Here is a 21,173-nt window from a genome sequence, read left to right as displayed (position 1 = left end):
TACGCTTTGAGAAGGTTTCCCTAAAATTCTTCTGCTCAAGCCTTGAGCTCTGTTTGCATGCAGACAGTCATTGAGTTTGATCAGGAGGGAAAGCATGCGTCTGATATTGGCGGGAGTGGCTGCGATATTGACACTCAGTGGTTGTTTAGGCGGTATCTCGACGTTGCTCGACTTCGGCGATCATCCGGTTACGAGCAAGGCAGCCCAAGGTAGTACCGTCAGCAAACAAGACATGCTGGCAATACAAAACCCCTCGCAGATCACGGCTATTCGGGGTGGAACCGCGCAATGCCTTGACTACGACCTGCAAAATGAAAGTGGCAAGCGCCAACCGCTCTATGTCGGCTTCACGTCAACGGGCTTCGTCAATGCCTATGGTTTTTCCACTTGCGGGGACGCCATTCGCGCGGGCTATCTCAACTCGGACGGCCCGATGAAGCGCAATAACTGACGTTGGTTTGAGACCTGTACCCAGCGAGGCAGGCTCTCGCTGGGTATGAGTCAAAGATTCAAAAGCTGCATGCGTTCGCTGACCGATGCGTCGATCCCCGCCACATCCAACCCGCACTCCGCCAGCATCTGCGCCGGCTTCGCATGCTCGACGTACGCATCCGGCAGACCCAGGTGCAGGATCGGCTTGAGCAGGTTGTCACGCGCCAGGAACTCGCTGACCGCCGCGCCGGCACCGCCCATGATGGCGTTTTCCTCGATGGTCACCAGTAGCTCATGGCTGCCGGCCATCTCGCGTACCAGGGCTTCATCCAGGGGTTTGACGAAACGCATGTCGACCACGGTCGCGTCGAGCTTCTCGGCGACGATCAGGGCTTCGGTCAACTGCACGCCAAACACCAGCAAGGCCACTTTGCTGCCCCGACGGCGAACCACACCCTTGCCGATCTCGATCGGTTCCAGGTCTTTCTCGATGGTCGCATTCGGCCCAGTACCACGCGGGTAACGCACTGCCGCCGGACCGTTGTAAAGATGTCCGGTGCTCAGCATCTTGCGCAGTTCGTTCTCGTCACTCGGCGTCATCACCAGCATGCCGGGGATACAGCGCAGGTACGACAGGTCGAAACTGCCGGCGTGGGTCGGGCCGTCTTCGCCCACCAACCCGGCGCGGTCGATGGCGAACAGCACGTCGAGGTTCTGCACCGCGACGTCATGCACCAACTGGTCGTAACCGCGTTGCAGGAAGGTCGAGTAGATCGCCACCACCGGCTTGGCGCCTTCGCAGGCCATGCCGGCGGCGAAAGTTACCGCATGCTGCTCGGCAATCGCCACGTCGAAGTAGCGCAGCGGGAAACGCTCGCTGAAGGCCACGAGGTCCGAGCCTTCCTTCATCGCCGGGGTAATGCCCACCAGGCGCGGGTCGGCGGCGGCCATGTCGCACAGCCATTCGCCAAACACGCCGGAGTATTTCGGTCCGCTGGCCTTCTTCGGCGCGGCGGCCGGGGCGTCCAGGGGTTCGAGCTTGGTGATCGCGTGGTAACCGATCGGGTCGACTTCCGCCGGGGCGAAACCCTTGCCCTTCTTGGTCACCACATGCAGGAACTGCGGGCCCTTGAGGTCACGCATATTGCGCAGGGTGGCGATCAGGGTCGGCAGGTCATGGCCGTCGATCGGGCCGATATAGTTCCAGCCCAGCTCTTCGAACAGGGTGCCGGGGACCAGCATGCCCTTGGCGTATTCTTCGGTACGACGGGCGATTTCCCAGGCACCGGGCAGGCGCGACAGCACTTTCTTGCTGCCTTCTCGCATGCTCGCGTAGGTGCGGCTGGAGAGAATCTTCGCCAGGTAGTTCGACAGACCACCGACATTGCGCGAAATCGACATGTCGTTGTCGTTGAGGATCACCAGCATATTGGCGTCGACTTCCGGCGCGTGGTTCAGCGCCTCGAAGGCCATGCCGGCGGTCAGCGCGCCATCACCGATCACGGCGATGGCCTTGCGATCACTGTTCTGCAGGCGAGCGGCGATGGCCATGCCCAGGGCGGCGCTGATGGAGGTGCTGGAGTGACCGACGCCAAAGGTGTCGTACTCGCTCTCCGAGCGGCGCGGAAAGGCGGCCAGGCCGCCTTTCTGACGCAGGGTGTGCATGCGCTCGCGCCGACCGGTGAGGATCTTGTGCGGATACGCCTGATGACCCACGTCCCACACCAGTCGGTCGTCCGGGGTGTCGAAGACATAGTGCAACGCGATGGTCAGTTCGATCACGCCGAGGCCGGCACCGAAGTGCCCGCCGGTCTGGCCGACCGAATAGAGCAATTCCAGGCGCAGTTCATCGGCCAGGGTTTCCAGCTCGGCTTCACCTAACCGGCGCAGGCCGGCCGGCGTGTCGGCACGGTCCAGCAGGGGCGTGGTCGGGCGCTTGCGGGGAATCTCATGGAACGTCGTGGGCATCAGGCGAATCGTTATAGGTATAGAAGAGGCGGCAGTTTACCTGATGCATCGCACGCTGCCCACGCGGAGCGTCGAAGTTGGCCGATATGCGGCCTTGGGCGCGGCGTTTGGCTCAGCTGCGACGTTCGACGATATAACGGGCCAGCTCTCTCAACGGCTCGGCGCACGCGTCAAACGGTCGCAGGGCGTGCAGCGCCTGGTCGCGCAGTTCCAGGGCATAGGCCTTGGCCGCGTCCAGGCCCAGCAGGGCCGGGTAGGTCGGCTTGTCGCGGGCGATATCGGCACCCTGGCGCTTGCCGAGGGTGGCGGTATCGCTTTCCACGTCGAGAATATCGTCCTGCACCTGGAAAGCCAGGCCGATGGCCTGGGCGTAGGTCTGCAGCGAGCGCAATTCGTCTTTTTGCGCCAGGCCGCTGGCCAGGGCGCCGAGCTTGACGCTGGCTTCGATCAGCGCGCCGGTCTTGTGCCGGTGCATGGTTTCCAGGGCTTTCTGGTCGAGCTTGAGACCCACCGCACCGAGGTCGATGGCCTGGCCTCCGACCATGCCGGCCGGGCCGGCGGCCTGGGCCAGGGCGGTGACCATGCTCAGGCGGATCTCGCTGCTCAGGTCGCTCAGGCCCGGGTCGAGCAGGGCGCTGAAGGCCAGGCTTTGCAGACCGTCGCCGGCGAGGATCGCGCAGGCTTCGTCGAAGGCCTTGTGGGTAGTCGGCTGGCCGCGACGCAGGTCGTCGTCGTCCATGGCCGGCAAATCGTCGTGGACCAGCGAGTAGGCGTGGATCAGCTCCACCGCGCAGGCCGCGCCGTTGGCCTGTTCCGGCTTGCCGCCGAGGGCTTCGCAGGCGGCGTAGGCCAGTAGCGGGCGGACGCGTTTGCCGCCATTCATCACGCTGTAGCGCATGGCTTCATAGAGACGGGCGAGTTCGGGACTGGGGGCGCTGAACAGGGTATCGAGTGCGGCGTTGACCCGGGCCTGGCTGCTGGCCTGATAAGCTTTGATCATTCTGCTTGTTCCGCGTCGAAGGGCTCTTCGGCCAGCTCGCCGTCGCGCTCGAGGAGGATCTGCACCTTCTGCTCGGCCTGGGCCAGGGCGCCCTGGCAGTCACGGGTCAGGCGGATGCCTTGTTCGAAGGCGGTCAGCGAGTCTTCCAACGACAATTCGCCGTTCTCCAGGCGTTCGACCAGGGTTTGCAGGTCGGCAAGGGATTGCTCGAAGTCCAGGGAAGCTTTTTTGCGGGCCATGGCGGCGATCTCGGTAGGCGTTGAACGGGCGCGACACTAGCAGACGGCGGGTTTAGGGGCAAATGCGAGGGGTTGGCAATCATGGGTCAAGTGTTGACCCGTGCTGGATGATTATCCTGATTTTCGATGAGGGGTATCCCGGTTTGTCCTGCTAGTCGGCACAAAGTTGTCTCTTTTATAGTAGTTCATCGATCAAGGATGAATGATCGATACGGACCTCCCTCTCGTCGCCTCCGATGTTCTCCTGCGCTTCTACCCATAAGGCTGTGATCCATGGCGTCTTCTTCCGCTCGTATTCCCGGTTCCGGCGTACTGCTGCTGATCATCCTGGCCTGCCAGTTGATGATCGTGCTCGACGTTACTGTGCTCTATACCGCTTTGCCGCATATTCAGAAGGCCCTGGACCTGTCGCTTCCCGACCTGACCTGGGTGCAGAACGCCTACACCCTGGCTTTTGGCGGCATGATGCTGCTCGGCGCCCGGGCCGGCGATCTGTTGGGCCGGCGCCGGGTGTTCCTGGTGGCGGTGACGGTGTTCACCCTGGCCTCGTTGCTGGGCGGCCTGGCCCAGTCGGCCCATGAACTGTTGATCGCCCGGGGCGTGCAGGGGATTGCCGCGGCATTTCTCGCGCCCTCGACCCTGGCGCTGATGATGACCTACTTCCCGCCGGGGCCTCAGCGTCTGCGGGCCATCAGCTTCTACACCGCCGTGTCCGGTGGTGGCGGTGCGCTGGGGCTGGTGCTTGGCGGGGTGCTGACTGACCTGCTGTCCTGGCGTTGGGTGATGTTTATCAACCTGCCGGTGGGCATTGCGCTGCTGGCCCTGGCTTGGCGCTATCTGAAGGAAACCGAACGGCATACCGGTCACTTCGATCTGGCGGGGGCGTTGACCGTTACCTTTGGCATGAGCGCGCTGGTCTACTGTTTCGTCCGGGCCGGAGCCCAGGGCTGGGATGATGCGCTGACCCTCGGCGCGCTGGCCTGCGCCCTGGTGCTGCTGAGCCTGTTTGTCTGGATTGAACGGCGCGCCGAACAACCGATCATGCCGCTGCATCTGTTCGCCAGTGCCGAGCGCTCCGGCGCCTATGTCAGCCGCATGCTGCTGGTTGGCGGGATGGTCGGGACCTACTTCTTCCTGATCCAGTATGTGCAGGAAGTGCTGGGCTACACCGCGCTCAAGGCCGGTGAGGCGTTTCTGGCGCTGACCCTGACCCAGTTCGCCATGTCGGTGTATGGCGTGAAATGGCTGGCGCGGCACATGAGTCCGGCGGTGATGCTGTTCTGCGGGCTGGCGACGGCGCTGGTGGGGATGGCATTGCTGACCGGGCTGGGCTCGGACGTGGCCTATTTTCCACATCTGATGCTGCCGTTGATCATCCTCGGGATCGGTTGCGGCGCGGCGTTCGTGCCGCTGACCAGCGCCGGGATCGCCGGGGTGGAGCCGCAGAATGCCGGGGCCGCGTCGGGCTTGGTCAATGTCGCGCATCAGGTCGGTGGTTCGCTGGGTACGGCGGTGATCGTGGCGATTGTCGGCATGGCGGCGCGCTTGTCGCCTGCTCCGGCGGGGCTGGATGCTGACGCCCAGGCGCGGTTTGCCTTGAGCCATGCGCTGTCCGTGGGCGCCACCAGTTCGGCGACGTTTTTTGGGTTGGCGCTGCTGGTGGTGTTTTTCACCTCGCGCCATGCCCGTCGGCGGGAGCGCCTTCAGGCGGCTGACGCGGCGTCCTGAAGTCGTTCGGCGCCTGAGTCCACTTGCCTGAGTGGTGGCCTTTTGCCTTGTTTTTCGGCTCTTTTCGGCTCCAGAACGACGATCCAGGTTCATTTGATGAGCCACCTCACAAATACCGCTTTGTCTCCATTGTCTAACAACCTTCGAATCGCTAACCTCTGCGGCTTCCCCTACCTGTCATCGACAGGTCTTCTCTGACCGATACCGTGTCGGGGGTGCGCTGTGGATTCCGCGCAGGGTTTTATAAAGCATGGCAAGGAGGCTGTTGATGCGCCGGTTTTTTCCCATCCTGATTGCCCTCTGGGCCACGACCGCCTGGGCCGAGCCCTCGGCCGAGCTTCAGGAGCCGACCGGCGGCTGGCGTTACGCAGGTCTCCTCGACCGCAAAGATGCGCCGCAAGTGGCCTATCCCACTCCGCCCATCGACCGTGGCATCCAGCGCAGCCGCACACCCATCGAAGGCCGGATCAATCCGCCCTCCGGCCCGCGTGAGCCCCATATCCTGTCGGTCAACGGCAACCCCCTGAATCTCTACACCGACGACGCCGGCCGCTTCGTGCGCCCCTATGCCTTCGGTGCCGGCTCAAACAGCGTCGAAGTCCGCAGCTCCACGGGCAAATCCCTCAAGCGCGTGCAGTTCTACGAAGCCAACAAGCAGATCACCCCGGCGCGTATCCGCGTGGTCCTCGGCTGGGACGACCCCAAGGCCGAACTCGACCTCCATATCATCACCCCCGACGGCCAGCACGCCTTCTACGCGCATCCCGCGTTGACCAACGGCGGCGGCCTCGACCCGGACGGCGTCGACGGCCCGGGCCCGGAAATGTTCACCATGACCGCGCCGCTGCACGGCACCTACCTGATTTATGTGAACTACTGGGGCAACTACAGCGCCAGCGACGGCTATAACTTTACCGAGCGCGCCAATCAGAACGAGGTCATCACCTCGCAGATCAACCTGGTGCTCAACGAAAACACCGTCGATGAAAAGCGCGAGAGCTTCACCGTGCCCCTGCGAGCCATCGGCGACCTGCTGCTGGTCAAGACCTTCAACTATTGAACATCCCGCTCCACGGATGAATGGGCTTTGCGAACATGAGCGATAACACAGCTTCCCCGGACGCCGCTGTACCGGCTGCCCCTCAACCTGCCGGCTCGCGCCGTTGGCTGGGCCTTGTGCTCGGGCTTTGCGTGGCCGGTACGGTGGCGGGCGGCCTGGGCTGGTTTTTCCACCACAAGCCGGCCGCCCCGGCGCCGGAACTGGCCCTGGAAAAGCTCGGCGTCAGTCGCCCGGACGCGCTGCTGGAAACCGCGTCGCTGAGCCAGTTGCCCAAGGACCTGCTCAGCGTGCCGTTCCTGCGCGACACCCTGACCGAGGATTTCGTTTTCTACTACGAAACCCACGGCGACCGTCTGGGCCTGATCGGCAGTCTGCGGCGGATCATCTACGAGCATGACCTCAAGCTGCAGGACAACCTGATCGAGCAACTCTTCGACCAGCCGGCGGATATCGCCCTGTGGCGCGGTGCCGATGGTCGGCTCAAGGACTTCCTGCTGGTGATGGACCGCGGCGGCCTGGCCAAACTGCTTGAGCCCCTGGCCCATGTCGCCCTGGACGACACCCAACTGACCAAGGTCGGCGAAGTGAAAGTCGGCGGCGACAGCGTGCCGCTCTATCGCCTGGCCTACAACGCCAGCAAAGCCCTGTTGTTCGCCTCCCGTGGCGACAAACTGGTGGTGCTGTCCAACCCGGACAGGCTCTATGAGCAAACCAGCGACGACAGCGAAGTGGCGCCGGGCGAGGTTTCGACTCAGGCCCTGGCGGCGCTGCTCAACGGCGACAAACTGTTCCCCGAGGCCTTCGGTCTCAAGCCCCGCGAAACGGTCGTGAAGCAGCGTATCTCGATTGCTTCCAGCGTCCTGGCCATGGGTTACCAGCGCTTTATCCCCAACTTCGCCGGCCTGCGCCTGGATATGGACGACAAGGGCTGGCACAGCTTTCTCGCCCTGGATGAGCAGGACAAAGCCGCCGACTTCGACTTCAAGCCGATCTGGCAAGCCATGCCGGTAGGCGCCAGCGCCTGCGTCGCCCTGCCACTGGCCGCCGAGCAGCAACAGCCGCTGCTGGTCAAGCTCGGCGCCGATGACGCCACCGCGAAGAAACTCACCGAACATATGAGCGGCGCCGCCGGTCTCTGCTGGTACGCCGACTCGCGTCTGTACACGCCGTTGCTGGTGGCCAACCTGACCAAGGACAACGACAGCCTCGACGCCGACCTGGGCAAACTCTTCGGCTCCATGGTCGGGAGCAAGGAAAGCGCCGTCGACGGCGGCCTGTTCCCTATCGCTGAGCAACAGAAAGACGGCGTTCATGAGTGGAAGCGCCAGGTCAGTTCGAGCTTCGGCCAGTACGCCGCCAAGGAAGCCGAGAACCCCGACGCCATCACCGGCAAGGGTTTCTTCCGCGTAAGCCTGGCGCGACACGGTTCGACCTTGCTGTTCTCCCTGGACGACAAGCTGGTGGACAAGGCCCTCGGCACCCTCGACAAGCACTTCCCGCCGCTGGCCGACGTGCTGCCCAAGGATGTGCTGATGCCGGTCTACCTCGGCCCGGATTCCCTGGCGCAACTGATGCAACAGGAAACCCTCGACAGCCTGCCCCAGGACATGGAGCCCGTGTTCCGCAACGCCGCCCAGACCCACCTGATTCCCAAGCTGCAAAAGCTCGCCGGTTTCGGTAAGTATGCCCTGACCCTGCCGGAAGGCAGTGAGCCGGATGGCCACTGGCAGTGGTTGCCTTTGCAATGGCGTGCAATGTGATTCCTCTGTTCAAGAGGTTGGGCTTGCTGGCGGTACTACTGAACACCGCGTTCAGTGCGCCCGCGTTCGCCCTCGAAACACCGCCCCTGGATGTCGAGCAGTCCCAGGTGTTCCGCGCCTGGTTCGTGCGCATCGCCCAGGAGCAACTGACCCAGGGCCCGAGCCCGCGCTGGTACCAGCAGGACTGCGCCGGCCTGGTGCGCTTCGCCGCCAACGAAGCGCTGAAAACCCATGACGACAAATGGTTGCGGGCCAATGGCCTGTCCAACCGCTACCTGCCGCCCGAACTGGTCCTGAGCGAGGGCCAGCGCAACCTGGCCCAGCAATGGCAGCAGGGCGGCGGCAAGGTCGGGCCCTACGTCAATGCGATCAAGCTGATCCAGTTCAACAGCCAACTGGTCAGCCGCGACCTCAACCAGGCGCGGCCCGGTGACCTGCTGTTCTTCGACCAGGGCGACGACCAGCACCTGATGATCTGGATGGGCCGCAACATCGCCTATCACACCGGCACCACCACCCCCACCGATAACGGCATGCGCTCCGCCAGCGTGCAGCAACTCATGACATGGAAGGACACCCGATGGATACCCGATGCAACGAACCCCAACTTCATCGGCGTCTACCGGCTGAACTTCCTCTCTCGATGAACGGGTCTCCCATGAAGCGTCTGTTTTCCCGAATGGTTTTCGCCCTGGCCGTGCTGCTGCCGGTTGTCGCCGGCGCCGCCGATGACTCGGTGCCGCCGAGCAACTACACGCCGGTGGCCGGTGAGAGTTTCTTCCTGCTGGCCGACAGCAGCTTCGCCAGCGACGAGCAGGCCCTGGTCCGTCTCGAAGCGCCGGGCCGCGACTACCGGCGTTTCCGCATGGAGCCCTACGGCGGCGCGGATATCCGCGTGTACCGCATCGACCAACCGCTGGAGTTCCTCAAGCGCCAGAAGAACCTGCACCGGGTGGTCAGCGACGGCCAGTTCAAGGGCGAAGGGCTGTCCAACACCCTGGCTTACCTGTGGGATAACTGGTACCGCAAATCCCGTCGCGTGATGCAGCGGGCGTTCTCCTACGAGTCGCGCAAGCAAGTGACCGAGGAAGTGCCGGAACTGAAAATGGGCCAGGCCATCGCCGCGCCGACGCCGTATGACAACCATCCGCAATACGCGCCGCTGCCCGGCCTGCCACTGGTCAGCCAGTTCCGCTACCCGCTGTGGGACGCCAAGCCGATCCAGCCGCCGAAGGGCGTCGACCTGGCCGGTTCCTCCAGCCAGTTCATCAGCGTCGCACCCGGCAACGTCTATATCCCGCTGGGTAAACTCAAGCCGGGCCTGTACCTGGTGGAAGCGCTGATCGGCAAATACCGTGCGACCACCGTGGTGTTCGTCTCCAACACCGTGGCCGTGAGCAAGATCGCTGGCGACGAGTTGCTGGTGTGGGCCGCGCGCAAGCATGAAGGCAGCTCGGTGCCCAAGGTCAAAGTGCTATGGACCGACGGCCTGGGCGTGATGAGCAGTGGCGAGACCGATGCTGATGGCCTGCTGCGCCTCAAGCACGTCAGCCCGGAACGCTCGTTCATGATCGGCGAGGACGACGAGGGCGGTGTGTTCGTCTCCGAGAACTTCTACTACGACAGCGAAATCTACGACACCAAGCTCTACGCCTTCACCGACCGGCCGCTGTACCGGCCGGGGGATTGGGTATCGATGAAGATCGTCGGTCGCGAATTCAAGAACGCCCGCGACTCTGTCAACCCGACCACCGCCCCGGTGCGCGTCAGCGTGCTGGATGCGACCGGCACCACCTTGCAGACGTTGGACCTGAACCTGGACGCCAAGTCCGGTACCCAAGGCCGCTTCCAACTGCCGGACAACGCCGTGGCCGGCGGTTACGAGTTGCGTTTCAACTACCGCGACCAGACCTACAGCAGCGCCTTCCGCGTCGCCGAGTACATCAAGCCGCACTTTGAAATCTCCATGGACCTGGCCAAGCAGGACTTCCGCACTGGCGAGCCGATCAAGGGCAAATTGCTGCTGCTCTACCCGGACGGCAAGCCAGTGGCCGATGCCCGTGTGCAACTGAGCCTGCGTGCCCAGCAACTGTCCATGGTCGACAACGAGCTGCAATACCTCGGGCAATTCCCGGTGGAACTGACCAGCGCCGAGCTGACCACCGACGACAAGGGCCAGGCCGTGCTTGACCTGCCGGCGGCGGAAAAACCGAGCCGCTACATGCTCACCGTGTTCGCCAGCGATGGCGCGGCGTATCGGGTCAAGACCACCAAGGAAATCCTCATCGAGCGTGGCGCGGCCCGCTATCGCCTGTCGGCGCCACAGCGTTTCAGCGCGACCGGCGAGAAGGTTGCGTTCGGCTATGTCAGCGAATCCACCGTCGCCCAGCCCAACGCCGGCACGCCGAGCACCTATAGCTGGGTCCGTCTGGAAGACCAGTCCACCGGTGGCGGCAAACTGGCTGCCAATGACAAAGGCTTCAGCGTTACCTTCGACCGTCCTGGCACCTACAACCTGTCGCTCAAGGACGACCACGAACGCATCCTCGGCGCCACCGGCCATTCGGTGACCGGCGATGGCGTGAAAGCCGTGCCCGGCACTGTGGAAATCCTTCTCGACAAACCCGAGTACCAGACCGGCGACGAAGCCCTGGCGCTGATCACCTTCCCGGAGCCCGTCACCGACGCGCTGCTGTCTCTGGAACGCGACAAGGTCGAGGCCACCGCGTTGCTGTCCAAGGGCGGCGACTGGTTGCGCCTGGAAAAAATCAGCGACACCCAATACCGTGCGCGGATTCCGGTGAAGGACAACTACGCCCCCAACCTGACCTTCTCGGTGCTCTACACCAAGGGCGGCGAATACAGCTTCCAGAACGCGGGCCTCAAGGTCACCACGCCGCAGATCGATGTGGCCATCGCCACTGACAAGGACAGCTACCAGCCGGGCGACACTGTCTCGGTGGACCTGACCACCCAGTTCGCCGGCAAGCCGATTCCGGCGCACCTGACCGTCAGCGTGGTGGATGAAATGATCTACGCGCTGCAACCGGAAGTGGCGCCGAGCATCGACCAGTTCTTCTATCACCCACGGCGCAACAACGTGCGCACCAGCGCCAGCCTGTCGTTTATCAGCTACGACGTGGCATTGCCGGGCAGCCCAGGCGCGCCGGGCAAGGCCAACCGTAGCGAGCGTGGTGTGAAAGTGCTGGAGCGGCCGCGTCGTGAAGACGTCGACACCGCCGCCTGGCAGCCGGAGCTGGTGACCGACGCCAACGGCAAGGTGCGCTTCACCTTCCGCATGCCGGATTCCCTGACCCGCTGGCGCATCACCGCCCGGGCCATCGCCGATGCCGGGCAAGTGGGGCAGAAGAACCAGTTCATCCGTTCCGACAAACCGCTGTACCTGAAATGGAGCGGCCCGACCCACTTCCGCAGCGGCGACCAGCCGAAGCTTGGCCTGTTCGCTTTCAGCCAGGCCGACAAACCGGTCAAGACCGAACTGGTGATTCGCTACGCCGGCCAGGAACAGCGCCTGCCGTTGTCCTTGAACAAAGGCATCAACTACATCCCGCTGCCGGCGACCCCGCTGAGCAGTGGCGACTGGAGCGCCGAGCTGCAACAGGACGGCAAACCCCAGGACGCCCTGGCGGTGCGCTTGAGTGCAGTGGGTGACGGCTGGCAAGTGACACAAAGCCAGAGCCTCAGCGTAGCCAGCGGCGACACCCCGCTGAGCCTGCCGGCAGATGCCAGCGATATTCGCCTGCGCCTCGACGACAGCCCGCAAGCGCTGTTCCGTGCCAACCTCGACGATCTGCTCAGCTACCCCTACGGCGGCGTTGAACAGACCGCCAGCCAACTGCTGCCGTTGAGCATCGCCTACCCGGCGCTGTCGGCCAACGCCCAGGTCCGCGATCGTCTGCGTCTGATCATGCAGAACAGCCGCCTGCGCCTGGTCTCGATGGCCGGGCCGGATGCCTGGTTTACCTGGTGGGGTGAAGATGTCACACCGGATGCTTTCCTGACCGGTTACGCCTATTACGCCGACTGGCATGCCAGCAAGGCGCTGGGCATCAGCCTGCCGCCGGATCACTGGCAGCGGGTGCTGGATGTATACGGCAAACAGGCTTCGGTCACGCCGTTGCTGCAACGGGCGCTGGTGCTGTCGTTCGCCAAGGACATGCAGTTGCCGGTGAACACCCTGCTGAGCGGCCTGATGGACGAACTGGCGAAAGCCGGCGAGGGCGCCGACGCCAACCTGATGGACGATGGCCAGGACAGCCTGATCATGAGCGCACCGGATTCGGCCCTGGGCCTGGCCAGTGCGCGGGTGCTGACCGCCGCCTTGGCCCGCCAGAGCAAAGTCGCCTTGCCGGACGCGTTCAGCAAGCAACTGCCCGCGGCGGAACAGCGCCTCGGTGCCAGCTCGCAACCGTTCGCCAGCGCCTTGAACCTGTCGATCAAACCGTTCAACGCCGATCTGGCCCAGGACCTGTTGCAGCGCCTGTTGCCGCAGCAATCGACCCTGGAACGCGCCCTGGCTCTGACCTGGCTGCAACGCAGCGTCGAGCAGACTCCGAAAACGCTCACCCTGACCCCGGGCGAAGGTTGGCAAGCGCGGCAGGGCGGGACCGGTGAAAACTACTGGCAATGGCAGGGCGCGGGTATCCCGAGCGTGCTGACCGTGAGCGGTGCACAGGAGCGTCCATTGCGGGCCAAACTGAGCTACCTCAGCCAGCAGAAAGTCCCGGACGATCTGCCGGTGCAGATCAAGCGCCGCCTGCTGGAACTGGTGCCGGGCGACGACGCCTACACCTTCAGCCTCAAGGCCGTGGGCGACAAACCGTTGTCCAGTGACAGTCTCTATCTGGACGAAGTGATCCTCACCACCAAGAGCCCCAAACCGCTGCGCTACGGCATGCTGGAAGTGCCGTTGCCGCCAGGTGCGGACGTTGAGCGCACCACCTGGGGTGTCAACCTCGCTGGGTTGGCCGGTGCCGAAGCCACGCCGTTGGAGAAGGCGCACTTCGAACCTGGGCAGATGGCCTATGGCGTGCCGGTCAACAGCCTCAATGGTGAAGTACGTCTGCGCCACCTGATCCGCTTCTCGCAGAAGGGCCAGTTCAAGCTGCCGCCAGCGCGTTTCAGCCAGATCTATGCGCCAGAGCATCAGGCCCAGGAACAGAAGCCGGCCCTTGGGCAGATCACGGTCGAATGACATGACCCGCCCACTGGCCTGGCTACTGTTGTGCATCGTTCCTCTGCTGGCGACGGCAGAGGAAGCGCCCTTGCGCCTGGCCTGGAAAACCGCCGACGGTTATGAGCTGGTGCAGTTGAACACCACCCAGGTGCTCAACCGCGAGCCGTTGCCGGCGGATCTGCAAACGCCGCTGGGAAGCCTGTGGAAACTCTTCGTCTACGCCTGGCTGGTGGACACCAACCAGCAGGAGCCGGCCTACGATTGCCATGGTCAGGATCACGAGGAAGTCTATTGCTGCACCCCGGGCGGCAGCATTGCCCGGGATGCTGCGTTGGTCCGCTCCTGTGGTTTGTACTTTGATCCCAAGCGTTTGAAGATCGATGACGGCCAATGGCGCGGCTACTGGCAGGCACGTCAGGCGCCTAGTTGGCTACTGAGTTTCAACCAACTGCAACCGCAAACCCGAGTGCCCGTGGTGCAACTGCTGGAAGCGTTACGCACGCTGCCGGCTCAGGGGACTGCGCGCAAACTGCTGCTGGACGTGGTGCTCAATGCTGCTGACGGCCAGGCGGTGGGGCTGCTGGGCGGGCGTGTGCGGGTCAAGACCTGGAGCTGGCTCGGCGATCAGGATTCGCAGTCACGGCAGGGCGGTTTTGCTGGTTGGCTGGAAGACGGCACGCCGCTTTGGGTGGGTGGTCGTGGCACCAGCCAGATGGTGCTGCGGCACTACTCGGATGTGCTAGGCAGCTTCCTGCCATCGCCGTCGGCGGAAGATGCGGGGCGTTGCGTGCAGGTCGATTTGTTCTCTCGCTATCCACTCAAGGGTGTCACCCGCGCCGACGGCCAAGCCGCTCCCAATGGAGCTTTGCAAGGTCACTATCGGGTCGATTTTGCCAACGGCAACCAGTTGGAGATCGAAAGCGCGGGCGAACTCTTCCTGTTGCAGAACGCCGGTCAACCGCAACTTGTGGCCCGGCTGGATCGCGAGGAATACGTCGCCCGCGTCCTGCAACGCGAAGCCAAGACCGAACCCGTCGAAGCCGCCAAGGCCCTGGCCGTGGCGATTCGCACCTACCTGTTGCAGAACGCTGGCCGTAGCGGCGACTGCCTGAGCATTGACGACAGCAGCGGCCGTCAGCGTGTTGCTCCACGTCCTGCCACTGCCGAAGCTCGGGGTATCGCGGCCTGGACCAGTGATCTGGTGTTGGCGGGCAGTCCGGTGACCTACCACTCCGACCAATCCGGCCCGGACAAGCTGTCCTGGCAACAGGCGGTGGAACAGGCCAACGGCGGCGAGCGTTACGACCAGATTCTCCAGCACGCTTACCCGCGCGCGAGCCTGAGCCGTTGGGACAACCCGGTGGCTTCGTGCGAGCCCTTGCCGGCAGCGCAGGAATGGTTGCTCAAACAGCGTCGCGTGTGGCGTCAGCGCCTGGATCAGGAAGTCGGCTATAACGAATTGAGCCAGTTTGCGGTCTGCCGGGTGTCTTACGGCCGGCCTTATGTCGACCGCGAACGCCAGCGCATCTATGTGCGCGGCGTACTGACCCAACAGGACCGCCTCGACCTGACCCATGAATACCTGCACCTGGCGTTCGAAGCTCATCCGAATGGCCAGGACGAAGATTACGTCGAAGGGCTTGCCCGTCACCTGTTACTGGAATAGGCCATGAAATTGCGCATCTCCACCGTAGTCCTGTTCCTCAGCGCCCTGGTTGTGCTGAACGCGGTCCATGCTGACAGCGGCATCCAGCTCGACACCCCCAAGGGCGGCTGGCACGCCGGCTCCCCGGATGGCGAACACTTCCGCCAGACCGTCAACTACCCGGCCTCGTCGGTCAACACCCCGGCGGGCCAGGCGGATACGGCGCGGATCATGGGCCAGATCAAGGGCGCGCCGAAGAGCGCCAGGGTGCCGGGGAACCTGATCATCAACGGCGTGAGCATGCCGTTGAAGATCGATGAGTCGGGGAATTTTGATCGGCCGTTTTCGTTTCCCACTGGGAGCAACAGCGTTGAAGTACGTAGCCCGGATGGGCAGCAGCGCAAGCGCGTGCAGTTTCTGAATGTGGGCGGTGGTGCTACGCCGGCCAAGTTGCGGATTCTGTTGTCGTGGGATACGGACGGCACCGACCTGGACCTGCATGTGGTGACGCCGGATGGCGCGCATATCTGGTATGGAGACCGGGTCGCTCCCAATGGCGCGGCGTTGGATGTGGATGTGACCACGGGTTACGGCCCGGAGATTTTCTCCATGCCCGCACCGATCAAAGGCCAGTACCTGATCTATGTGAACTACTTCGGTGGCGGTTATCGCAGTGACGATGACGAGAGCGGCGGGCAGGAAAATGCCGTGCAGCCTCTGACCACGGCGAAGGTCACGGTGATTACAGAAGAGGGGACGGTGAACGAGAAGATGGAGTCGTTCATTGTGCCGATGCGGGCTCCGGGGGAGCTGACGTTGGCTAGGCGGTTTAGTTATCCCTGAGAATGCCCCGGTCCTGGCCTAACGTGTCGCTGTTTTGCGGTTTTGACGACACGTGATGAGGATATGTCGCTGACGGCGACATGAGGGAGGAACGTGTCGCTGAAATCGAGTTTTAGCGACACGTCGGAAATTTCGCTCTTATCTGGTCCCAAATGCTGATGCTCGACGAGGATGTTGGGCGACAGACAGTCTCTGTGTGATGGTTAACGATGCGCGGCTAAGGTAAAGAGGGGCAAGTCAGCATACGCCGCTGGGCCGGCTCCTCCCATAATCGGTAAAGTCCCGACCCAGGTCGATCTATTGGAAGCCGCGCCTACCATGCCTAATAAACTGCCCATTAATCTCGATGACCTGTTGCGCCAACGCACGGTTGAAGGCGAGCGCATCGAGTACAAAACGGGCTGGAATCCTGACGCTATCCTGCGCACGCTCTGCGCTTTCGCCAATGACTTTGAAAACCTGGGTGGCGGCTATGTGGTCATTGGGCAGGATTGTGATACAGACGGTCAGCCGCTGTTTCCTCCTATGGGCCTGGCCGATAATCAACTGGATAAAATCCAGCAGGAATTACTGGCGGCCTGCCAGTTGATTCAACCCGCGTACTTTCCGGTGCTCAGTGTGGAACGGGTCGAAGGTCGTAATCTGATCGTTTTATGGGCACCCGGCGGACAGAACCGGCCTTACAAGGCACCAGCCTCTGTGACCGCCAAGCAGAAAGTCTGGCATTACTACATCCGCCGCTTTAGTAGCACGGTGGAGGCCAAGGGCGAGGTCGAGCAGGAACTATTGAGCCTCACTGCTAAGGTGCCGTTTGATGATCGCTTTCATCAGAGAGCGCGTGTCACCGAACTGTCGAAGCCGTTGATGCAGGAGTTCTTGCAGGAAGTGGGCAGTGCGTTGGCAGATGAAGCTGCGAGCTTGTCTGTCGAGGCGCTGGGGCGGCAGATGAATGTGGTCGGCGGTCCAGTGGAGTCGCCTTGGCCGAAGAACATTGGTTTGCTGTTTTTCAATGAGTCGCCCGAGCGCTTTTTCCCAGGTACTCAGATTGATGTGCTGTGGTTTCCTGATGGGCCGGGCGGGGATCGCTTCGACGAGAAAATCTTCAAAGGCCCATTGGCCAGTATGATCCGCGACGCGCTGGGCTTTATTCAGCGTAATTACTTGCAAGAGACGGTGATCAAGCACCCGGATCGTGCCGAGGCCACGCGGTTCTGGAACTTCCCTTTCGCAGCGGTTGAAGAAGCCCTGGTCAATGCGGTGTATCACCGATCTTATGAAGAGCGGGAACCGATTGAGGTTCGTATCAGCCGCGACGAATTAGTCATTTTGAGCTTTCCGGGACCTGATCGCTCCATCCGCCTGGAAGACTTTCAGGCCGGTCGGGTGGTGAGCCGCCGCTATCGTAATCGACGCATTGGCGAGTTTCTTAAGGAACTAGACCTGACTGAAGGTCGTTCGACGGGCATTCCGAAAATACTCAAGGTGATGGCTGTCAATGGTTCGCCTGCGCCATTGTTTGAAACCGATGACGAGCGGCTTTCCTATGTTGTGCGGCTGCCAGCGCACCCGCGTGCTCAGGTGCCAGACAGTGCGGCCGTGGAAGTCAACGCGGAAGTCAACGCGGAAGTCAACGCGGAAGTCGCTGCCTTGCTCAAGGTGGTGAAGGGAGAAATGAGTCGACAGCAATTACAGCGCGCCATGGGCTTGAAGCATGCAGAGTACTTTCGCAAAGCCTACGTTCTACCTGCGCTCGCTGCCGGCTATATGGAAATGACGTTGCCTGACCAACCGAAGAGTCGGTTGCAACGTTATCGGTTGACTGACGAAGGCCAACGCTGGTTGGCGGTTGAGCTGAAAAAATAGACGTGTTCCGTTGGGGCTGAAGAGTGTGTGATTTTTTGAATGGTGATGATTCCCCGATAGAGTTTCGAGATCGGGAGCATATTTCCCTTTTTCTATCGGGTTCATTGGAGGGTGGCAGCATTGACGATGCGGCTGAAGCCTTCGGTGTCGTGATTCGCGCTTATGGTGTGGACAAGATGGCCCGTGAGTCGAGACTGTCCGTGGAGCATCTTGCTCGTTCATTTGGCGACAGGGGCGATCCTGATTTGAGCACTGTGCTGGCGGTGATGAAGGTACTGGACATACTCCTGACCACTCGAGTGAAGGACGAGCGGGAGGACGACTGATTTTTTGATACGTGCCTGCGTCAGTCACCACCAAGTGGCTAGGTGGTTTGCCGCCCCAAGGCGTCCAGGTACAGTGTGTCAGCCCCGATCTGAATATCCAGTTCCGTCCATTCAACGGTCCAGCCATCGTTGCCAATGGCAGCACCAGCGAATGCCTTGGAATCGTGCAATGGCTTCAAGCCCGGGTAGTGCTTGATATCGTCGTTCAGATCCAGGTCGAAAACCTGCCCGTTCACAAAGGTCAGCTTCAGCGTGAAATCCGGGTGTGCCTGCACAGCCTGCAGGCGAGGGCGTTTCATGGATGTCATTTTTCCACTCAGCTAACAGCTCTGTCCGGTTATGCACTCACCGCTATCATTCACTTGTGGATAAGGTCGCCTGACAGAGGCCTTGGATTCAGTGCAGGTTACTGGCGGCCAATCGTTTCAAAGCAATTTCAAGCGATTGATCGTCGAACAGCTTGTCTTTACGAGCGGCCGCATTTGCTCCACCTTCCCAATCTTGTAAAGCCTTGCGCACCGCAGGAATAGTCGGCTCCACGTTTTCGCGATACAACAACCAGTCCACCGTGGCCAACAGTTCCATACCAAATGGCGATTCGAAACCATCAATCAGCTGTGTGGTGCTTTCCAAGACGTTTGTGAACTCTTTGGCTTCAGTCTTCAGGTAGGCCTGCAAAAAGGACTTTCGTTCCTGATCGAACCAGATCACATCGTTGATGCCCGCATCACTGATGCGTTTATCGCAGTGCAGGTAGCTACCGTCGAGGTTGTCGAGCAGGTGATCCAGGCGGTTGGCATAAGGTCCATATTTGTGGGCGACGAACTGCAGATTTAAAGGATTCTCCGTGCCTGGGAGTTTTTCGATGGCGCGCTCGAGAAACCAAGCCAGCTTTTGGATTTCAAGCAGGCTACATTCCATCCCTAGAACCCAGTAGCGACGAACCAGCTCGGCGATGAGGGCTCGTGCCGGTGTCAATTTTTTCATTGCATCGGTGCCGCACATGATGCCAAGACGTCCTTTGATCAGTAGGTGATGGTGGGTTAGCGTTTCGGCTTGATAGCGCCCCATTTTGCATGAGTACTCATCGTCTTCATCAACTGCGGTCGCCCATCAGGCCCCGAGTAGTCGGGGCCTGATGGGCGACCGCGGAAGTCACCGCGGAAGTCGTCCACCGCTCAGCGCGTTTAACCCGGCGACCTTCGAACATGCTGACGCTGTGCCGCAATCAAGTGATGCTGCAATCTCCTCAAAAATCCCGCCTCGAAAGCATTGCGCCGATCCCCTTCCGGATGGTTGATACGCGCCTGCGTCAGTTGCCACCACAACGGCTGGGTGTTTTGTCGCTCCAGCCAGCGCTCCGCGCAACGGGTTCCACTGGCGATTTCCTGAGCAAACTGATCATCCCAGGGTGTAAGTGGCACAGAAGGGGAATCGGTTGAGGCATTGACGCGAACCATGGCCGGTGAATCGGATAGCGGCGGAGGATGCCGCCGCTGCAAGGCCAGATCGTAGAGCGCGAGGGCATCCTCGATCAGTTTGTCAGCCAAGTCCTTTTGTTGTTGATCCTCAAAGGCTAGCGAGCGGGCACCGTCCAGGCAGAGCCGGGCGGCATGACGTAGCCGATCGACCGCTTCGTCGTGGCTCAGGGTGGCGAGTTTGATCAGAGCGGGGATGGGCAAGCGGGAGAGTAATGAGCGATCAATCATGGAGGTGTTCTCCGTGATCGAGCCATGTTGACGCCAGACAGTGTGGGCGGTGCCCGTGCGTAAAAGGAGGGTAGGTCATTTTCCTTATGGTCCCTGGTTGGATTAAGGAACCGCCATCCGCCGTTCTGACACGGTTAGGGTGGCGGACCGCACGAGGGTCAGAAACCGGCAACCAAGGAAACCGGCCAGGCCGAAGCCTGCCTCGCGCGGTCCACCATAGATGCAGCAGCCAGACGCCAAAAAGCGCCGACTACGGGTAGCTATGGCGCGTGCCGCGCCCTGGTTGTTCGAGTTCTGACACTCGGTCACGGGAACGCCCGTGACTCAACCAGCCTAATCGAAGGGGGGAGAGCTGTTTAAGCTCCAATGGGACTTAAATTTCGTGCGAAGTATCCGATAGAGACGGGGAAATGTCTTGCGGTTCGTGTTGCGCGCGTTTGGTCGGGGGCTAGGCTCTGGCACCATGGAAGTCACCATTGAAGTCACTGCCAGTGCCGATTGAAAACTGACTCAGTGCGATTGGCCGGCTGAAAATTTAGCCAACGTAATTTCGAAAGCTCGCCCTGAAATCCAAAGGCTTCAGGTACAACTGATCCGACAGATCCCCGCGCAGAATGAAGAGCTTGGGCGCGTTGCGCAGCTCAAACACCCGGTAGAGAAAGAACTGTTGATCCATCTCTTTTGAGAACTGCAACTCGTTGTGGCTGATGATGAAGGGCGCCGCTATTCCATTGTTGGTGGTTTTGACTTCGATGTACCGATGGTCCACTGGTGTATCGAACGACAGAATGTCGAATCCAGCGCCGTCGCCTCGGGTGTCCGATATCCATTCCAGTTGCTGAATCAGATCGGGGTAGCCAGCCTCCTGCAACCGCTGGTGCTCGTAGCCGATGACCCATTCCTCTCCGCTGCGGCCCAGTTGCCGGTTGGCTTCGTCACGTGCCGCGAAATTGAGCTTACGGGGTATGCGGATGCGCGATGCGGCTTCGGATGCCTGAAGTAAAGCTTCCTTCTTGGGCGCATCCACCAGCACGGTGCCGGTGTAGGTCTTTTCCCCGGGCGCCTTCACTTCCTCCAGTGCATCAACAACTTTGTGCATGACGCTGCGGTTGTCTGTGACATAGGCCTGAACCGCTTGACGCAGCAAAAGCTGGCTGTTGCCTCGGGGCTTGTAGCCCTGAATAAATGGCAATTCCAGACCGGCCAAAATGGCGCTGATGTTCGAATGCTTGAGCTCCACCGAACCTTTGCTTCGTCCGTTGAGGCGGGTGCGCAATGCGCTGTTGTGTTCGGTTTTGTTGTAGGGGCGCTGTTCAGCTTCAAGCCTCAGCATCTCAAAGTAATCGGCTACGGTCGCATCGATTTCGTCCTGGGACCAGTCCTTGTCATCGCCAATGTAAAAC

General features: G+C 61.6%; 16 protein-coding genes and 1 pseudogene. 10 read left to right on the top strand and 7 right to left on the bottom strand.

What is annotated here, in order from left to right:
• Positions 1-94 precede the first annotated feature (94 nt).
• Entirely contained in the window at positions 95-451 is a 357-nt protein-coding gene (locus HX830_RS18170; protein WP_177101679.1) for a hypothetical protein, read from the top strand.
• Between the two features lie 50 nt (positions 452-501).
• On the opposite strand, the gene dxs is transcribed toward HX830_RS18170, so the two are convergent.
• From dxs to HX830_RS18155, 3 genes are all read right to left on the bottom strand, one after another.
• Positions 502-2,400 (bottom strand): 1-deoxy-D-xylulose-5-phosphate synthase, encoded by a 1,899-nt coding sequence (dxs, locus tag HX830_RS18165; RefSeq protein ID WP_177101677.1) that lies wholly within the window; start codon positions 2,398-2,400, stop codon positions 502-504.
• 112 nt (positions 2,401-2,512) lie between these two features.
• Complete coding sequence (gene ispA, locus HX830_RS18160; RefSeq protein WP_103497113.1) at positions 2,513-3,400, bottom strand: (2E,6E)-farnesyl diphosphate synthase; 888 nt, start codon at positions 3,398-3,400, stop codon at positions 2,513-2,515.
• Positions 3,397-3,639, bottom strand: coding sequence for an exodeoxyribonuclease VII small subunit (locus tag HX830_RS18155; RefSeq protein WP_100944400.1), 243 nt, complete (start codon positions 3,637-3,639; stop codon positions 3,397-3,399). The genes ispA and HX830_RS18155 overlap by 4 nt, the downstream gene beginning before the upstream one ends.
• 273 nt (positions 3,640-3,912) lie before the next feature.
• Between HX830_RS18155 and HX830_RS18150 the strand changes: the two genes are divergently transcribed.
• The 9 genes from HX830_RS18150 to HX830_RS18110 all read left to right on the top strand — a co-directional run bounded on the left by HX830_RS18150 (position 3,913) and on the right by HX830_RS18110 (position 18,061).
• The gene (locus HX830_RS18150) at positions 3,913-5,367 is read left to right on the top strand and encodes an MFS transporter (RefSeq protein WP_177101675.1); all 1,455 of its coding nucleotides are present in this window, start codon (positions 3,913-3,915) and stop codon (positions 5,365-5,367) included.
• 268 nt (positions 5,368-5,635) lie between these two features.
• Positions 5,636-6,427, top strand: a complete 792-nt coding sequence (locus HX830_RS18145; RefSeq protein ID WP_100944404.1) for a YfaP family protein — start codon at positions 5,636-5,638, stop codon at positions 6,425-6,427.
• 35 nt (positions 6,428-6,462) lie between these two features.
• The gene (locus HX830_RS18140; RefSeq protein WP_177101673.1) at positions 6,463-8,187 is read left to right on the top strand and encodes a DUF2138 domain-containing protein; all 1,725 of its coding nucleotides are present in this window, start codon (positions 6,463-6,465) and stop codon (positions 8,185-8,187) included.
• A complete protein-coding gene (locus tag HX830_RS18135) occupies positions 8,172-8,834 on the top strand; it encodes a DUF1175 domain-containing protein (RefSeq protein ID WP_152742123.1) in 663 nt (220 codons plus the stop codon). The genes HX830_RS18140 and HX830_RS18135 overlap by 16 nt, the downstream gene beginning before the upstream one ends.
• Positions 8,831-13,402, top strand: coding sequence for an alpha-2-macroglobulin family protein (locus HX830_RS18130; RefSeq protein ID WP_177101669.1), 4,572 nt, complete (start codon positions 8,831-8,833; stop codon positions 13,400-13,402). Before HX830_RS18135 ends, HX830_RS18130 begins: the two co-directional genes overlap by 4 nt.
• A 1-nt stretch (position 13,403) precedes the next feature.
• The gene (locus HX830_RS18125; protein WP_177101667.1) at positions 13,404-15,050 is read left to right on the top strand and encodes a DUF2300 domain-containing protein; all 1,647 of its coding nucleotides are present in this window, start codon (positions 13,404-13,406) and stop codon (positions 15,048-15,050) included.
• 3 nt (positions 15,051-15,053) lie between these two features.
• A complete protein-coding gene (locus HX830_RS18120) occupies positions 15,054-15,872 on the top strand; it encodes a YfaP family protein (protein ID WP_177101665.1) in 819 nt (272 codons plus the stop codon).
• 318 nt (positions 15,873-16,190) lie between these two features.
• Positions 16,191-17,735, top strand: a complete 1,545-nt coding sequence (locus HX830_RS18115) for a Fic family protein (protein ID WP_177101663.1) — start codon at positions 16,191-16,193, stop codon at positions 17,733-17,735.
• Positions 17,736-17,770: 35 nt separating this feature from the next.
• Positions 17,771-18,061, top strand: coding sequence for a helix-turn-helix domain-containing transcriptional regulator (locus HX830_RS18110; protein ID WP_177101661.1), 291 nt, complete (start codon positions 17,771-17,773; stop codon positions 18,059-18,061).
• Between the two features lie 38 nt (positions 18,062-18,099).
• On the opposite strand, the gene HX830_RS18105 is transcribed toward HX830_RS18110, so the two are convergent.
• The 4 genes and pseudogenes from HX830_RS18105 to HX830_RS18090 form a co-directional block, all read right to left on the bottom strand.
• Positions 18,100-18,360 carry a DUF2442 domain-containing protein gene (locus tag HX830_RS18105; protein WP_371317535.1) on the bottom strand — a complete coding sequence of 87 codons (261 nt, stop codon included), beginning with the start codon at positions 18,358-18,360 and terminating at the stop codon, positions 18,100-18,102.
• A gap of 97 nt (positions 18,361-18,457) precedes the next feature.
• Positions 18,458-19,048: pseudogene (locus HX830_RS18100) on the bottom strand (type II toxin-antitoxin system antitoxin DNA ADP-ribosyl glycohydrolase DarG); the annotation flags it as partial.
• Between the two features lie 200 nt (positions 19,049-19,248).
• Positions 19,249-19,770 (bottom strand): LasR-specific antiactivator QslA, encoded by a 522-nt coding sequence (locus HX830_RS18095; protein WP_177101657.1) that lies wholly within the window; start codon positions 19,768-19,770, stop codon positions 19,249-19,251.
• 535 nt (positions 19,771-20,305) lie between these two features.
• Positions 20,306-21,173: DUF3883 domain-containing protein (locus tag HX830_RS18090; RefSeq protein ID WP_177101654.1), on the bottom strand; the 868-nt coding region annotated here is incomplete at its 5' end.

The organism is Pseudomonas gingeri (assembly GCF_013385425.1).
GTDB classification, from domain to species: Bacteria; Pseudomonadota; Gammaproteobacteria; order Pseudomonadales; family Pseudomonadaceae; genus Aquipseudomonas; species Aquipseudomonas gingeri_D.
Note: the sequence above shows the minus strand (reverse complement) of the source record. Positions and strands in the feature narration are given on the sequence as shown.